The sequence below is a fragment of the Ruegeria sp. AF1 genome, from assembly GCF_056542125.1.
Genome location: NZ_JBQFZG010000002.1, coordinates 383,729 through 398,849, shown reverse-complemented (window position 1 = coordinate 398,849; position 15,121 = coordinate 383,729). Strand labels below are relative to the sequence as shown.

Sequence of the window (15,121 nt, the reverse complement as noted above, 5' to 3'; positions counted from 1 at the left end):
GGGTCAGTACCCACTGTCTGTGGTCAGGATAAAGTGACCCGGTTCAACCTCGTGATATTGAGAGGGTTCCGGTTTGAAATCGACAGGGTGGATCGGTGACGGGATCGGTTTGAAGTTCAGGTCTTTTTCCGTCTTTCGCTTGTTCGGGTCAGCAATTGGAACTGCCTTCATCAACGCCTGCGTATAGGGGTGTTGTGGGTTTTCAAACACACGCGCACGCGGGCCCAGTTCCACAATGCGACCCAGATACATAACGCCGACATAGTGGCTGACACGTTCAACCACGGCCATGTCATGGCTGATGAACAGATAAGACAGTCCCAAATCGGATTGCAGTTCCATCATCAAGTTCAGAACCTGTGCCTGAACCGACACGTCGAGGGCCGAGACCGCCTCATCCGCGATGATCAGTTTGGGGTTCAGGGCCAGTGCGCGGGCAATCGCGATCCGCTGACGCTGCCCCCCGGACATTTCATGCGGGAAACGACGCATGAAGCTGCGCGGCAGCTGCACCTTGTCGAACAATTGTGCGACGCGGTCCTGCAACTCGGATCCCGACGCCACGCCATAGTTGCGCATCGGCTCGGCAACCTGATCGACCAATTGCATCTGTGGGTTCAGCGAGGCGAACGGGTCCTGAAAGATCATCTGCATGTCCAGCCGCGCCTTGCGCAGGCCGGACGGGTCCAGCTTCATGATATCGACACCGTCCAGATTGACCTCGCCCGCCATCGGCTCGACCAGCCGCAGGATCGAACGCCCGGCCGAGGACTTGCCGCACCCGGATTCGCCCACAAGGCTGAGCGTCTGACCTTTGTTCAGTGTGAATGACACATCCTCGACCGCATGAACGTTCGAGATCGTGCGCCGCAGAAGACCACCTTTGACCGGAAACCGCGTGGTCAGGTTCTTTACCGTCAACAAAACTTCTTCGGTTCCGGGGATTGGTGCAATTTTCTGCCCCTCGACACCCAGCAACTTCATCGGTTCGGGCGCCGACTTACCCTGCATTTCACCCAGCTTCGGCACTGCAGCCAAAAGCGCCTTGGTGTAATCATGCTGCGGGTTTTCAAAGATTTCCCTGACGGTCCCCTCTTCGACCTTGTTGCCGCGATACATGACGACAACACGGTCAGCCATCTGCGCCACAACCGCCATGTCATGGGTGATGAACATTACCGCCGTACCGGTTTCGCGCTTGAGGCGATCCATCAGGGCCAGGATCTCGGCCTGAATAGTCACGTCTAGCGCCGTGGTGGGTTCATCCGCGATCAGCAAGCGGGGTTCGCAGGCCATCGCCATTGCGATGACGACACGTTGGCGCATCCCGCCCGACAGCTCATGCGGGTACTGTTTCAAACGACGCTCAGGCTCGGGGATACGAACCTGGCGCAACAACTCAAGCGCACGGTCCTCGGCCTGTGACTTCGACATCTGCTTGTGGATGCGCAGACCTTCGGTCAACTGGCGACCAACGGTAAAAACTGGGTTCAGCGCCGTCATCGGCTCCTGAAAAATCATCCCGATCTCGTTGCCGCGAATCTGTTTCATCAGATCCGGATCGGCTTTGGACAGGTCCATTTCGCCCCCATCGCGGCGATCGAACAGAAGTTCACCACCCGCGATTTCGCCGCCTCCAAACTCGACCAGCCGCATCAGCGACAGCGACGACACCGATTTCCCCGAGCCCGATTCGCCAACGATACAAACGGTTTCACCCGGTTTGATCTCGAACGAGACATCCTCAACACCGACAACGGGGCCATCCTTCGTCTGAAACTCCACCCGCAGTTTTTTAATCTGTGCAATAGGCTGATCCAGCACGCGCGCGCTCCCTTGACGACGGTATTCTTTTTCTGAATTCCGAACGCTAAGGCGGGCCGCCGGGAAAAGTCAAACCCATTACACATTTTCGCGACGGCACTACTTGCAATTTTCTCAGGTTCTGTTTCGATACGCCATGTAACCGACCTGGGGAGGCGGCGCAGACTGAAATCGTTAGCGCTATTATCTTTGTTGATCAAAACCTTACCTTGGGGCGGCAACGCCAAACCCGCAGGCCTTGCGGAGATAATCGAGACACGAACGTGTCCAACTTGGGAGTAACTTATGAAAATCAAAACCCTTTTGCTTGGTGCGATTGCAAGCACGGCGATGGCCCCTGCGGCCTTTGCTGAGCGTGGATCGGACGGCAATGTCAGCATCATTTACTGGCAGGCTCCGTCGATCCTGAACCCGTACCTGTCCTCGGGCACCAAAGACATCGAATCGGCTTCGTTGGTGATTGAACCGCTCGGTCGCTATGACCAAGACGGGAACCTTGTAGCCTATCTCGCCGAGGATATCCCGACCGTGGAAAACGGTGGTGTTTCGTCGGATCTGAAATCGATCACGTGGAAGCTGAAATCCGGTTTGGTCTGGTCCGATGGATCGCCCGTGACGTCGGCCGACGTAAAGTTCACCGCGGATTATTGCATGCATCCGGAAGGTGGTTGCGCCCAGCTTGCCAAGTTTGAAGGCGTCGAAAGCGTCGAGGCAATCGACGATCTGACCATCAAGGTCAACTTTGCCGAACCAAAGCCGAACCCCTATGGCCCGTTCATGGGTGGTCAGTCGCCAATTATCCAGATGGCCCAGTTTCAGAACTGCATGGGCTCCAAGGCGCCTGAATGTACAGACCAGAACTTTGGCCCGATCGGAACCGGCCCGTTTGTTGTGGACGAATTCAAGCCAAACGACGTGATCACCATGTCGGCCAACCCGAATTATCGTGACCCAAACAAGCCCGCTTTTGCCACGCTGACCTTCAAAGGTGGCGGTGACGCAACGGCGGCTGGCCGTGCTGTGATGGAAACCGGCGAATTCGACTATGCGTGGAACCTGCAGCTGGCGCCCGAAGTCATCGAGCAGATGAAGGAAGGTGGTAAAGGTACTCCCATCGCGGCATTCGGGACCCTGGTTGAGCGGATCGAAATGAACATGACAGATCCGTCCCCCAGCCTGCCTGAAGGCGAACGTTCAACCGCCAAACATCCGCACCCAGCCTTATCGGAACTGGCTGTTCGCAAGGCCCTGTCGATGGCAATCGACCGTGATCTTCTGGTTGAGATTGGCTACGGTCAAGCCGGTCGCCCGACCTGCAACCTGGTACCGGCCCCGGCATTGTACGCAAGCGACAACACCGAGTGTCTGACGCAGGACATTGACGGCGCGAACCAGATGCTGGATGAAGCCGGCTGGGTGAAAGGCGCTGACGGCGTCCGCGCCAAGGATGGTGTAAGACTGTCGCTGGTCTATCAAACCTCGACCAACGCTGTTCGTCAGGACTTCCAGGCGCTGATCAAGGAATGGTGGAGCCAAATCGGTGTTGAAACCGAGCTGCGCAACATCAACGCGTCGGTCTTTTTCGGCGGTGACCCGGGCAGCCCGGACACATTCCAGCGTTTCTATGCAGACGTTGAAATGTACGCCAACAACTTCGATGGCACCGATCCGGAAAGCTATCTTGCGCAGCACACCTGTGACAAGGCACCCAAGCCGGAAAGCCAGTGGCAGGGTGAGAACATCAACCGTTACTGTGACGCCGAGTATGACAAGCTGGTGGCCGAACTGGGCCGCACCGGTGAGCTTGAAAAGCGTGGCGAAATTGCACGTAAACTCAACGATATGCTGACCAAGGACAGCTATGTCGTGGTTCCGCTGGTTGATCGTGGACGGGTCTCTGCACATTCCAACACGTTGGGTGGCGTGATCCTGAACACTTGGGACAGCGAGCTTTGGAACGTTGCGGACTGGTACCGCAAAACCGGCTCCTAAGCGTTAAACCTGCCAAGCCGCGCCCCGATCTTCGGGGCGCGGTCATTTGCAGGCCGTTCCAACAAGAAGACGCATCAACAAAGGCGCCTTTGAATGCTCAACTTTACAATCAGACGACTGGTGTTGGCGGTGCCCACACTGCTGTTCATCAGCCTCGTCATCTTCCTGCTGCTCGAGCTTGCCCCTGGCGACCCGATGGCACAGGTTCCGCTCACCGTTCCCCCGGAAGTCAAAGAGAAGATGCGCGAGGCGCTTGGCCTCGGCCAGCCGATGCATATCCGGTTCTGGAAATGGATCGTGCAGTTCTTCTGGATAGAACCACAGGTATTGGTCGACTCTGTATTCGGTACAACCTTCTCCGAAGGCGACTTGCGTGTGATTTCGTGGCAGACCCGCTCACCGGTCATGGACATCGTCGTTCAGCGTATCCCGCAGACCCTGTGGGTTGTCGGCACCGCCTATGTGGTCGCCATCCTGATCGCGCTGCCCATCGGCATCTATTCGGCCTACCGCCAGTATTCGTGGTTCGACCAGATGGGCACATTCGTGTCGATGGTTGGCTTTTCCGTTCCACCCTTCTTCTCGGGTGTTCTGGTGATCGTCATATTCTCGGTCCAGCTGGGCTGGTTCCCGTCGATCTATGACACCACGCTGGTGGTCAACAGCTGGGACAGTTTCGTTGTGCAACTCAAACAGATGATCATGCCGGTCATGGTTCTGGCCTTGCAGATTACAGCGCAGCTCAGCCGGTTCATGCGCGCGTCCATGCTGGATAACCTCAATCAGGATTATGTTCGCACCGCCCGCGCCAAGGGTCTCAGCGAATACACCGTGGTCATGGTTCACGTTCTGCGAAACTCGATGATCCCGGTGGTCACCGTGATTGCGCTGGGTATTCCGTCCATCTTTGGTGGCGCCATCATCACCGAGCAGGTGTTCAAAGTGAATGGCATCGGTCAGCTGCTGATCGGAGCGATTCAGGCCAATGATCTGCCGATGGTGCAAACCCTGACCTTCATCTTTGCCGTACTGATCGTGCTGTTCAACCTGATCGCTGACGTACTTTACGGCATTCTGGACCCGAGGATTCGATATGACTGATCATGATCGTACCGATACACTGGTCCCGGACGAAGGATTTGCACCTGCCTCGACAGCCTTGCCAACGGCCGGCGTGATGGAAGAACTGGCCACCCCTCCCCGCAGCCAATGGCGCGATGTGTGGGATCAGTTCAAGACCCACAAAGGCGCAATGGTCGGCGCGATCCTGTTTATCATCATCGTCGCCGGTGTTTATTTGGGCCCGTATCTGTGGAGCATCGACCCAACCCAGATCGATATCCGGTCGCGCAATCAGGGCCCCAGTTGGGCGCATCCCTTTGGCACCGATCAATTGGGTCGCGACATTCTTGCGCGCATGATGTCGGGTGGTCAAACCTCAGTCTCGGTTGGCATAACCGCGATGTTGCTGGCGCTGTTCCTGGGTTCGTTCATCGGCGTTCTGGCAGGATTCTTCAGACGGCTCGATGGGCCGCTGATGCGCCTGACCGACCTGTTTCTGGCCCTGCCCCTGCTGCCTTTGCTGCTGGTCATGATGCTTCTGTTCCGCGAGCCCCTGTCAGCGGCTTTTGGGCTGGAGCGCGGGATATTCATCCTGATCGTCTGCGCCATCGGCATCACCTCATGGATGCCGACTGCGCGGATCGTGCGCGGTGATGTGCTGGCCATCAAGGAACGTGAATTCGTTCTCGCCGCGCGCTCCATCGGCACCAGCAACAGCCAGATCATCACGCGGCATATCCTGCCGAACGTTCTTTCGCCAATCATGGTGTCGGCAACGCTGGGGATTGCGACAGCGATCATCACCGAAAGCGCGCTGTCCTTCCTTGGTTTGGGATTCCCGCCCGACTTCCCGACATGGGGCCGCCTGTTGTTTGATGGTGTCGACTATCTTCAGCAATACCCCGAGCGTGTATTCTGGCCCGGTCTGGCAATCTCGCTGACGGTGCTGAGCGTCAACTATCTGGGTGACGGTCTGCGCGACGCGCTGGATCCCCGCATTCGCGGACGCTGAAACAAGTTTAGTCGGCGCGCCTCAGCGCGCCGGCCAACAGCACGATCAGAACGGCCAATGGCAACAGCACGGCGAACGCCAGACGCAGGCCGAACAGTTCCGCCAAAAATCCGATCAGCGGCGGCCCTATCAATAACCCACCATATCCCAGCGTAGCTACACTTGCGATGGCTTGCCCCGGCGGGACAAGCGGATCGCTGGCTGCACGGCTGAACGCCAGCGGCATGATCACCGCATACCCTATGCCCATCAGCGCAAACCCCGCCAATGCGGGCAAGGGCGCGACCGAAGAAACCACAGCGAAAACGCCCAACGCCGCGCAGATCCCGCCGAACCGGGCCGTCGCAGCGGGACCAAACCGCATAATGACAATCGCGCCTGCTAGGCGAAACGCCACCATCGTCACGGAAAACACGGCATAGCCCAATGCGGCAACACTTTCGGGCGCTCCCGAAATGTCTCGCAGGAAAATCGCGCTCCAGTCTGCGACGGCGCCTTCCCCCAATGCACCGCACATGGCTGCGAATCCGACCAGTATCAGCGCGCCCGAGGGCAAAGCAAAAACCGAGCTTTTTGACCGTTCGGACCGATTCGACGTCCAACGCACCCACGACAAGGCCAGCGCGAAGGCAACAACCGCGCCACCCGCCAATAGGAAATGCACCAGAACCGTCAGCCCCATCTGAACAGCCACGTACCCGCTGAGCGCGCCAAGACCGGCCCCAAGGCTCCACATGGCGTGGAATGACGACATTACAGGTTTGTCATATGCCTGCTCGACCTCGGCGGCCCAGGCATTCATCGCCACATCCATCGATCCGTGAAAGGCGCCAAAAACAAACAAACATAACGCCAGTGCCCAAAACCCGCCAGCAACAGCAAGCAGGACCAGCGACAGCGTGTACAGAACGGCCACAATCCGGGTTATCGCAACTGCGCCATACCGATCCGTCAACCGCCCTGTGACCGGAAACGAACAGACGGCCCCGGCCGCCATAAACAACAACCCGTACCCCAACGCATCATGGGACAGCTCCAACCTGTCGCGCACGGCTGGTATGCGCGAGGCCCAGATTCCGAACAAAGCCCCGTTTAGGATGAACATGGCCGCAACTGCCCGCCATGCCGAGAAAACACCAATCAACAGAGAACCTCGTGCTATCTGCCCGCCTCACCCGTTCTACAGGTTGGGCGCAAATTGGCAATTGCAGCTTAACCCAGGCGTTTGCGGATGCGCCGAACGGCGAACCATACGCCCGCTACAACCGGGATCGTCGCCGCCGCCGTCAGCATTCCCTTGCTTATGCCGGCGGCAGTCAACGGATACAGAAGGTAGCCGACAAGTGAGACCGCGTAATAACTGATGGCCACCACAGAAAGGCCCTCAACCGTGTGCTGCAAGCGCAAGGCAAGATCGGCCCGACGATCCATACTTTCCAACAGGGCCTGATTTTGTGCACTCCGCTCGACGTCCACCCTTGTGCGCAACAACTCACCCGCACGTATGGCCCGGTCAGACAGCGCCTGCAGGCGGCGTTCTGTTGATTTCACGGTACGGATCGCAGGGTCATAACGGCGCATCATGAAATCGGCAAAGCTTTGGCCGCCTTCGAACCTTTCCTCGCGCAGGACATCGATCCGCTGATTGACCAGCGCCTCGTAAGCGCCGGTCGCACCGAATCGGAACGAACTGCGGGCCGATATGGTCTCGAGCTCGGTCGATATGGCCAGCAATTGAGGCAACAGCGCATCTGGTGGGGTGGTGTCATCCGTCATTTCAACCATCAGCTTCGCCAGCTGGGCATCCAGTTCCTCGATCCGGGGGGCCAATTGTTTGACGCGGGCAAAGCCAAGCATCGACATCGCCTTGTATGTCTCGATCTCGCACAGCCGCTGGATGATACGCCCTGTGCGGCGCGTGCCCGTGCCTTCGGTCACGAACAAAGCAAAACGCATGTGACCAGCCGGGTCGATACGGAAATCACTGGCGCAAATTGCCGAAGCATCCAACACCCGCGACACCGCCAGACTTTCAGGTTCGAACCAATCAGCCAGAGCGACCTTTACAGCCGCATCTTCCGGGCGCGGCACCACCCGCATCAGCAGCGAGGTGATCCTCTGGCCCGGGCTGGCCATCAGCCAATCCGGGGGAAAAACTTCGAAATCAGCCGGGTTGAAGGGACGGCCGCTGACGTTCGGCACAATCGCCGTATACGTGACAAACTCAGTGTGCTGCTCCCATTTCAGCCAATGGCGTCCTATCTGCCCGGCATAATGCGTGGCCCCCGGCTGCGGATGTTGCGCCCCATGTCGGTCAAGCAGATCGATCAGATGGGCAATATCCTGACTGCGGTCCCGAGCGACGGCTGCTTCAGGCTTCTTGATCGCAAGAAAGGCGACCGTGCACGGCGTATCGGCGGCCGGAAACGGGCGGGCATGAAGTTCATTTGCCAGCGCATAGCGCAGCGGGTGATCATCGATTGGCGTCATTCCGAGGCTCCAATAGCGGTGTCCGCACTATACGTCACAACTCGGATACATCAATTCTTATTTTATTTCATATACTTACACGAATACAAAGGTATACAAACCGACTATCTCATTGATTTGGCTGCCACAGCTCGATCGGATTTCCCTCCGGATCGTGAAGCCGAGCGAACTTTCCGATCTCGCTGTCCCAGTCTGGGCGGGTCTCAACAGAGATTCCGGCAGCTTCGAGCTGCTGTATCATCGCGCCCAGATCATCGACCCGAAAATTGATCATCCATTGCTGATCCGGGTTTCCGAAATACTCAGTGTCTTTAGCGAAAGGCGCAAACACCGTATACCCTTCGCGCTGCTTCCAGGGCACCGGATCATAGTGGTTTACGCCCAGATGTTCTTCGTACCAGCGGCTCAACGGCTCAGGATCACTGGCCCGAAAGAATACGCCCCCTATACCGTTCACTTTCTGCATGTTTCGCTCCTACCACACGGCATCGAGTATATCACAACCCGCCCGCTTCATCTGGCCATAAATATCCTGGGGGTTTGGGGGCAAAGCCCCCAACAGCACAAAAAAAGAAAAGGGCGCCCAAAGGCGCCCTTTGCAAATGGATCAAACCGGTTAATCACTCGATCATCGGCAGCAGCTTGTCCAGAGACGCTTTGGCGTCGCCATAGAACATGCGGGTATTTTCCTTGAAGAACAGCGGGTTTTCGATACCCGAATACCCTGTACCCTGACCACGTTTTGACACGAAGACCTGCTTGGCCTTCCAGCATTCCAGAACTGGCATACCGGCAATGGGACTGTTGGGATCTTCCTGCGCCGCAGGGTTCACGATGTCGTTCGAGCCGATAACGATGGCCACATCCGTGTCCGGGAAGTCATCATTGATCTCGTCCATTTCCAGAACGATATCATAGGGCACCTTCGCCTCGGCCAGCAGCACGTTCATGTGACCCGGCAAACGACCCGCGACCGGGTGGATCGCGAAACGCACCTCTTTACCTTTGGCGCGCAGCTTACGGACCAGTTCACTGACCGATTGCTGTGCCTGCGCAACCGCCATCCCGTAGCCGGGAATGATGATTACACTGTCGGCATCGTTCAAGGCTGCAGCCACGCCATCAGCCTCAATAGCCACCTGCTCTCCCTCAACAGCCATCTGTTCACCCTGCGGGCCACCAAAGCCGCCCAGGATCACGCTGACAAAGTGACGGTTCATCGCCTTGCACATGATGTAGGACAGGATCGCACCGCTTGAGCCCACCAGCGCGCCGACCACGATCAGCAGGTCATTGCCCAGCGAGAAACCAATCGCCGCCGCGGCCCAGCCCGAATAGCTGTTCAGCATCGACACAACCACTGGCATGTCCGCGCCACCGATGCCCATGATCAGGTGATAACCGATGAACAGAGCGGCCAGGGTCATCAGGATCAGCGGCAACAGCCCGCCAGACGCGGTGTACCAGATCAGACAGATCAGCGAGAGGCCCGCTGCCGCCGCGTTCAGCGCATGACCACCGGGCAGCTTTGTCGCCGCCGAGGTCACTTTGCCCGCCAACTTGCCATAGGCCACGACCGAACCGGTAAAGGTGATCGCACCGATAAAGATACCAAGGAACAGTTCCACGTGCAGGATTGCCAGTTCGGCCGGTGTCTTCTTGGCGATCAGTTTGGCAAATGTGCCCAGATCATGCAGATCCGCCTCTTTCGCCGTATCCGCAATCGCCATGACCTGTGCCACGTTGCCGATTTCAAAATGTGCATTGAAACCCACAAACACAGCGGCCAGACCGACGAGTGAATGCATCGCGGCCACCAGCTGCGGCATCTCGGTCATCTGGACGCGCTGCGCCACGTATTGACCGATCAGACCGCCGCCAATGATCAGCAGGATCGACAGCAGCCACAGGCCAGAACCGGGGCCAACCAGTGTGGCAAAGACCGCCAGCGCCATGCCGACGATGCCGTACCAGACCGCGCGCTTGGCGCTTTCCTGGTTCGACAACCCGCCAAGGGAAAGGATGAACAGAACAGCCGCAACAACGTAGGCGGCAGTGGTGAAGCCAAATTCCATGTGCCCGGCCTCCTTAAGATTTCTGGAACATGGCGAGCATGCGCCGGGTTACGAGGAAGCCGCCGAAAATGTTGATCCCGGCCATGAAGACGGACAGCGCCGCCAGCAGAATGACCAGGAACGACCCCGATCCGATCTGCATCAACGCCCCAACGATAATGATCGACGAGATCGCGTTGGTGATCGCCATCAGCGGCGTGTGCAGGCTGTGCGAGACATTCCAGATCACCTGGAAGCCAACGAAAATGGCCAGCACGAAGACGATGAAATGCTGCATGAAGCTGGCCGGGGCAACCAGCCCCACCAGCAGCATCAGCGCGCCACCAACACCCAAAAGGGTGAACTGCTGCTTGGTCTGCGCCTTGAAGGCCGCAATCTCCTGCGCCTTTTTCTCTTCCGGGGTCAGTTCCTTGACCTCGGGCTTTTTCTGCGCCGCAATCGCCTGAATCTTGGGCGGTGGCGGCGGGAAGGTAATCTCACCCGCATGGGTCACGGTTGCGCCGCGGATCACGTCATCTTCCATGTTGTGATTGATCTGACCGTCCTTCTCGGGCGTCAGGTCAGTCATCATGTGACGGATGTTGGTTGCATAAAGCGACGAGGATTGTGCCGCCATCCGGCTGGGGAAGTCTGTATAACCGATTATGGTCACGCCATTATCGGTTACGACTTTCTCATCCGGCACAGTGCCTTCGACGTTACCGCCACGCTCGGCTGCAAGGTCGATGATGACCGAACCCGGCTTCATCGCCTTGACCATATCCTCCAGCCACAGCTTGGGCGCCGGACGGTTGGGGATAAGGGCGGTGGTGATCACGATGTCCATCTCGGGCGCAAGTTCGCGGAACTTGGCCAGCTGGGCGTTGCGGAATTCTTCCGACTGGACCGAGGCATAACCGCCTGTGGCCGCGCCATCCTGCTGCTCTTCTTCGAAGTCCAGATAGACGAACTCCGCCCCCATCGATTCGACCTGTTCGGCCACTTCAGGGCGCACGTCGAACGCGTAGGTGATCGCGCCCAGCGACGTGGACGTCCCGATTGCGGCCAGACCGGCCACACCGGCCCCAACGATCAGCACCTTGGCAGGAGGAACTTTACCGGCGGCGGTCACCTGACCGGTGAAGAAACGGCCAAAGTTGTTGCCTGCCTCGATCACGGCGCGATAGCCCGCGATATTTGCCATCGACGACAGCGCGTCCATCTTCTGCGCACGCGAGATGCGTGGCACCATCTCCATGGCGATCACGTTGGCGCCCTTGGATTTGGCCAGCTCCATTCCTTCTTCGTTGCCCGCAGGATTGAAGAACGAAATCAGGGTCTTGCCCTTGGTCAACCGTTTCAGTTCGGCCTCAGTCGGGATCCGAACCTTGGCAATGATATCCGCGGTCTTCCACAGCGACGCTGCGGTCTTGACCACCTCAACGCCTACGGCCTCGTATGCGGCATCCGAAAAACCGGCAGCCGCGCCCGCGCCTTTCTCGATCAGGCACTCATAGCCCAGCTTCTGCAATTGCACGGCCGAGTCGGGCGTCATTGCAACCCGGCTCTCACCGTCCAGTATTTCCTTTGGCGTGCCTATCTTCACTGGCAGTCCCCCTAATTTTTACTCTGTCCGAGCGGGTGGTCGGTATTCTTTGTTAAGCAAAGATGTATCCTGCGCAACATTATTTCGCAAGTGCAGCATTTTTTACGTGACATCACGAAATCAGCCACATTAGATCCAACGCCGCGTCTTGCGTTCGTAGCGTGCGAAATCCGTGCGGAACTGCCGGCGCAGGCGGTCTTCTTCCGGCAGGATAAACCGGCGCTCCAGCACCCAGACGAAGACTGGAACCAAAACCAGTGACAACACGGCGTCAAACCGCAGGATCAAACCCGCAAGAATCAGAACGTCACCGACGTAGATCGGGTTTCGACTGCGTTTGTAGATGCCCGTTTGCACCATCGCGGTCGGTGTCTCATGGGGAATGACGGTTGTTTTGTGGCGGCGAAACTCGACAATGGCTAGAACGGCCATCAGAAGGCCGCCGCCGATTAGAACTCCGCTGAGAAGGTCGGTCAGGCCACTCTCAAGAGACAGACCCAGCGCCATGTATCTGGCTTGCGCCCATGCCAGCGCCGCGAAAGCGATCAACCAAACCGGCGGTACATCTATCCAGCGCATTCCAATCCCTCATGAGCGACGACAGTGTCGGGTATATGTCGCTTCTGACCGACGTCCTACCGTTTTTCGGCCAGATTGGCAAAAGACCAGTATGTCGCATCGATAGACAGACATGTCAGGATCGGCTACCCCAAATGCAACAAAAGACGACCACACAAGTGAGTGAACCTTCATGACCGATTTTGCAGCAACCAAAGCCATGTTCGACCTGCCCGAGGGCGTGATTTATCTGGACGGCAACTCGTTGGGTCCGCTGCCTAAAACGGCTGCGTCTCGTGTGCAGAACATGCTGACCGAGGAATGGGGGCAAATGCTGATCACCGGCTGGAACAAGGCCGGTTGGATGGGCCTTCCCACTGGGCTTGGAGATCGAATTGGCCGCCTGATCGGTGCCGAGCCGGGCAGCGTCGTGACCGGCGACACCCTGTCGATCAAGGTTTATCAGGCCGTGTCCTCTGCTCTTGAACTGAACCCGACCCGCAAGGTTGTGCTTTCCGACAATGGGAACTTTCCGTCAGACCTGTACATGGTCGATGGCCTGCTGCGATCCCTTGGGGGCGCATACGAACTGCGCGTCGTCGACCCGCAGGGCGTCGCAGATGCAATCACAGAAGAGGTCGCGGTCCTGATGCTGACCGAAGTGGATTACCGTACGGGCCGGATGCACGACATGAAAGCGCTGACGGAACTGGCCCATGCCAATGGTGTCGTGACGGTTTGGGATCTGGCGCATTCCGCAGGTGCTATCCCCGTTGACCTTGCAGGGTGCAATGCCGATTTCGCAGTCGGGTGCACTTATAAATACCTCAATGGCGGCCCCGGTGCGCCCGCTTTCATTTATGTTGCGCCCCGACTGGCAGATAGTGTGCGCCCGGCCCTGTCCGGCTGGCTGGGGCACGAAGCGCCCTTTGCCTTTGACCTGGACTATCGGCCCGGAAGCGGGATTGAGCGTATGCGCGTTGGAACACCTCCGATCATCCAAATGACCGCACTTTCGGCGGCCATGGATATCTGGGATATGGCCGACATGGCGGATGTGCGCGCCAAATCCATTGAATTGACCGAGCTTTTCATCTGTCGGGTCGAGGCGACCTGCCCCGACTTGCAATTGGACAGCCCGCGTGTTCCCGAGCAGCGTGGCAGTCAGGTTTCATTCCGCTTCAAGGAAGGCTACGCCGCGATGCAAGCGCTGATCGCGCGTGGTGTCGTCGGAGATTTCCGCGCACCTGACACAATGCGGTTTGGTTTCACGCCGCTGTATATCGATGAAAGTGATGTCGAGCGTGCAGTCGGGATTCTGGCGGATGTCATGCAGAACAAGCTTTGGGACACGCCCGAGTACAAATCCCGACAGCGCGTTACCTGATTTCCAGCCCGGCCCCGATCAGGGCCGCCAACTGGTTGGTGCGCCTTTCAAATTCCTCGGCGTCTGACGCAGTCAGCTTGATCCCCTTCAGCGTGACCGTAAGTGTTTTCGCCGTCTCTTCAGGCGTGTCGAACAGGCGAACGCGGCCAGTATCCTGCTCTCGCCTCAGCCATTCGGCATAAAGCGCGGCAAGTTCCCCTTCGCCCCGCTCGACAATATCGATGGCCATGGATTTGGTTGTGTCCAGCATCTCAAGCCCATGCGGCGACGCCAAAATCGCAGCCATACCCTCGGTCTGGGCATGGATCGCCTTCCTGGCAATGTCCGAAACCGAGCCTTCGCCGTTCAACGCCTCGGCCACCGCTACGGTCTTTTCCTCGTAATGCCGTTCGGTCAGCTTGCGAACGATCGCTTCCTTGTTCCTGAAATACAGATAGACCGCTGGCCGCGACATCCCTGCACCGCGCGCAATGTCATCCATCGAGGTCTTGCGGAACCCGTATGCGGAAAAGGCCTGAAAAGCAGATGCTAGGATCGCTTTCTGCCGGGATTCGTCACTCGTATCTTTCATAAGAAAATCTCTGACATTCTTTGTTTAATTTGTCAATTGACATACTGACACTTTACAACCATTATGTCAGCACCTTCCACAGATACAAAAAGGTGCGCCATGGCGACGGCCCTGAAGATTAACGGAACTCCCCATCAGATCGACCTGCCGGATGATGTCCCCCTGCTTTGGGTTCTGAGGGATGAGGTTGGCCTGACCGGCACCAAGTTCGGCTGTGGCGTCGCCGCTTGCGGGGCCTGTACGGTTCATATCGATGGCGAGGCCGTACGCTCATGCCAGGTGGCGCTGTCGAATGTCTGGGGCGAGGTGACCACAATCGAAGGCGTCGGAACGCCAGAAGCGCTGGCTACGATCCAGCAGTCCTGGGCTGATCATCAGGTGGCGCAATGTGGCTATTGCCAGTCGGGCCAGATCATGCAGGCCGCTGCCCTGCTTGCGCAAAACCCTGCGCCCACGGACGCAGAGATCGATGAGGCGATGCAGGGAAACCTGTGCCGCTGTGGCACCTACCCTCGCATCCGGGCCGCGATCCACGACGCAGCATCCAAGTTGAAGGAGGCATAAG

Annotated in this window: 13 protein-coding genes; 5 read left to right on the top strand and 8 right to left on the bottom strand. The window is 57.9% G+C overall.

The annotated features are described in order from the left end of the window. Positions 1-3: 3 nt before the first annotated feature. Positions 4-1,824, bottom strand: coding sequence for an ABC transporter ATP-binding protein (locus ACR0BK_RS06475; RefSeq protein WP_480554099.1), 1,821 nt, complete (start codon positions 1,822-1,824; stop codon positions 4-6). A 285-nt stretch (positions 1,825-2,109) separates the two neighbouring features. Here ACR0BK_RS06475 and ACR0BK_RS06470 point away from each other — a divergent pair, with 285 nt between their 5' ends. The 3 genes from ACR0BK_RS06470 (at position 2,110) to ACR0BK_RS06460 (ending at position 5,890) form a co-directional block, all read left to right on the top strand. Continuing rightward, complete coding sequence (locus ACR0BK_RS06470) at positions 2,110-3,816, top strand: peptide ABC transporter substrate-binding protein (RefSeq protein WP_480476033.1); 1,707 nt, start codon at positions 2,110-2,112, stop codon at positions 3,814-3,816. 93 nt (positions 3,817-3,909) lie between these two features. Next, the gene (locus ACR0BK_RS06465; RefSeq protein ID WP_209504480.1) at positions 3,910-4,917 is read left to right on the top strand and encodes an ABC transporter permease; all 1,008 of its coding nucleotides are present in this window, start codon (positions 3,910-3,912) and stop codon (positions 4,915-4,917) included. Next, positions 4,910-5,890: an ABC transporter permease gene (locus ACR0BK_RS06460; protein ID WP_480476031.1), complete on the top strand. Its 981-nt coding sequence runs from the start codon at positions 4,910-4,912 to the stop codon at positions 5,888-5,890. Before ACR0BK_RS06465 ends, ACR0BK_RS06460 begins: the two co-directional genes overlap by 8 nt. 7 nt (positions 5,891-5,897) lie before the next feature. Here the strand turns inward: ACR0BK_RS06460 and ACR0BK_RS06455 are convergent, their stop codons facing one another. The 6 genes from ACR0BK_RS06455 to ACR0BK_RS06430 all read right to left on the bottom strand — a co-directional run bounded on the left by ACR0BK_RS06455 (position 5,898) and on the right by ACR0BK_RS06430 (position 12,619). Continuing rightward, positions 5,898-6,995, bottom strand: a complete 1,098-nt coding sequence (locus tag ACR0BK_RS06455; RefSeq protein WP_480554098.1) for an MFS transporter — start codon at positions 6,993-6,995, stop codon at positions 5,898-5,900. A 107-nt stretch (positions 6,996-7,102) separates the two neighbouring features. Further along, complete coding sequence (locus ACR0BK_RS06450; protein ID WP_480493829.1) at positions 7,103-8,380, bottom strand: DUF3422 family protein; 1,278 nt, start codon at positions 8,378-8,380, stop codon at positions 7,103-7,105. Positions 8,381-8,489: 109 nt separating this feature from the next. After that, the gene (locus ACR0BK_RS06445) at positions 8,490-8,846 is read right to left on the bottom strand and encodes a VOC family protein (RefSeq protein WP_480554097.1); all 357 of its coding nucleotides are present in this window, start codon (positions 8,844-8,846) and stop codon (positions 8,490-8,492) included. Between the two features lie 154 nt (positions 8,847-9,000). Continuing rightward, positions 9,001-10,455: an NAD(P)(+) transhydrogenase (Re/Si-specific) subunit beta gene (locus tag ACR0BK_RS06440; protein ID WP_480476023.1), complete on the bottom strand. Its 1,455-nt coding sequence runs from the start codon at positions 10,453-10,455 to the stop codon at positions 9,001-9,003. A gap of 13 nt (positions 10,456-10,468) precedes the next feature. Then, positions 10,469-12,040, bottom strand: coding sequence for a Re/Si-specific NAD(P)(+) transhydrogenase subunit alpha (locus ACR0BK_RS06435; protein ID WP_480516346.1), 1,572 nt, complete (start codon positions 12,038-12,040; stop codon positions 10,469-10,471). Between the two features lie 129 nt (positions 12,041-12,169). Then, positions 12,170-12,619 carry a methyltransferase family protein gene (locus tag ACR0BK_RS06430; RefSeq protein ID WP_480516344.1) on the bottom strand — a complete coding sequence of 150 codons (450 nt, stop codon included), beginning with the start codon at positions 12,617-12,619 and terminating at the stop codon, positions 12,170-12,172. A 172-nt stretch (positions 12,620-12,791) separates the two neighbouring features. Between ACR0BK_RS06430 and kynU the strand changes: the two genes are divergently transcribed. Continuing rightward, positions 12,792-13,985 carry a kynureninase gene (gene kynU, locus ACR0BK_RS06425; RefSeq protein WP_480554096.1) on the top strand — a complete coding sequence of 398 codons (1,194 nt, stop codon included), beginning with the start codon at positions 12,792-12,794 and terminating at the stop codon, positions 13,983-13,985. On the opposite strand, the gene ACR0BK_RS06420 is transcribed toward kynU, so the two are convergent. After that, complete coding sequence (locus tag ACR0BK_RS06420; RefSeq protein WP_480554095.1) at positions 13,978-14,556, bottom strand: TetR/AcrR family transcriptional regulator; 579 nt, start codon at positions 14,554-14,556, stop codon at positions 13,978-13,980. The two genes, kynU and ACR0BK_RS06420, sit on opposite strands and share 8 nt — an antisense overlap. A gap of 99 nt (positions 14,557-14,655) precedes the next feature. Between ACR0BK_RS06420 and ACR0BK_RS06415 the strand changes: the two genes are divergently transcribed. Beyond that, positions 14,656-15,120 carry a (2Fe-2S)-binding protein gene (locus ACR0BK_RS06415; protein WP_480516338.1) on the top strand — a complete coding sequence of 155 codons (465 nt, stop codon included), beginning with the start codon at positions 14,656-14,658 and terminating at the stop codon, positions 15,118-15,120. The last annotated feature ends 1 nt before the right edge of the window (position 15,121 follow it).

Excerpts from the sequence above, each read along its gene's own strand:
- ACR0BK_RS06470 (WP_480476033.1), top strand. The coding sequence starts at position 2,110 with ATGAAAATCAAAACCCTTTTGCTTGGTGCGATTGCAAGCACGGCGATG.
- ACR0BK_RS06465 (WP_209504480.1), top strand. The coding sequence starts at position 3,910 with ATGCTCAACTTTACAATCAGACGACTGGTGTTGGCGGTGCCCACACTG.
- ACR0BK_RS06460 (WP_480476031.1), top strand. The coding sequence starts at position 4,910 with ATGACTGATCATGATCGTACCGATACACTGGTCCCGGACGAAGGATTT.
- ACR0BK_RS06455 (WP_480554098.1), bottom strand. The coding sequence starts at position 6,995 with ATGTTCATCCTAAACGGGGCTTTGTTCGGAATCTGGGCCTCGCGCATA.
- ACR0BK_RS06450 (WP_480493829.1), bottom strand. The coding sequence starts at position 8,380 with ATGACGCCAATCGATGATCACCCGCTGCGCTATGCGCTGGCAAATGAA.
- ACR0BK_RS06445 (WP_480554097.1), bottom strand. The coding sequence starts at position 8,846 with ATGCAGAAAGTGAACGGTATAGGGGGCGTATTCTTTCGGGCCAGTGAT.
- ACR0BK_RS06440 (WP_480476023.1), bottom strand. The coding sequence starts at position 10,455 with ATGGAATTTGGCTTCACCACTGCCGCCTACGTTGTTGCGGCTGTTCTG.
- ACR0BK_RS06430 (WP_480516344.1), bottom strand. The coding sequence starts at position 12,619 with ATGCGCTGGATAGATGTACCGCCGGTTTGGTTGATCGCTTTCGCGGCG.
- kynU (WP_480554096.1), top strand. The coding sequence starts at position 12,792 with ATGACCGATTTTGCAGCAACCAAAGCCATGTTCGACCTGCCCGAGGGC.
- ACR0BK_RS06420 (WP_480554095.1), bottom strand. The coding sequence starts at position 14,556 with ATGAAAGATACGAGTGACGAATCCCGGCAGAAAGCGATCCTAGCATCT.
- ACR0BK_RS06415 (WP_480516338.1), top strand. The coding sequence starts at position 14,656 with ATGGCGACGGCCCTGAAGATTAACGGAACTCCCCATCAGATCGACCTG.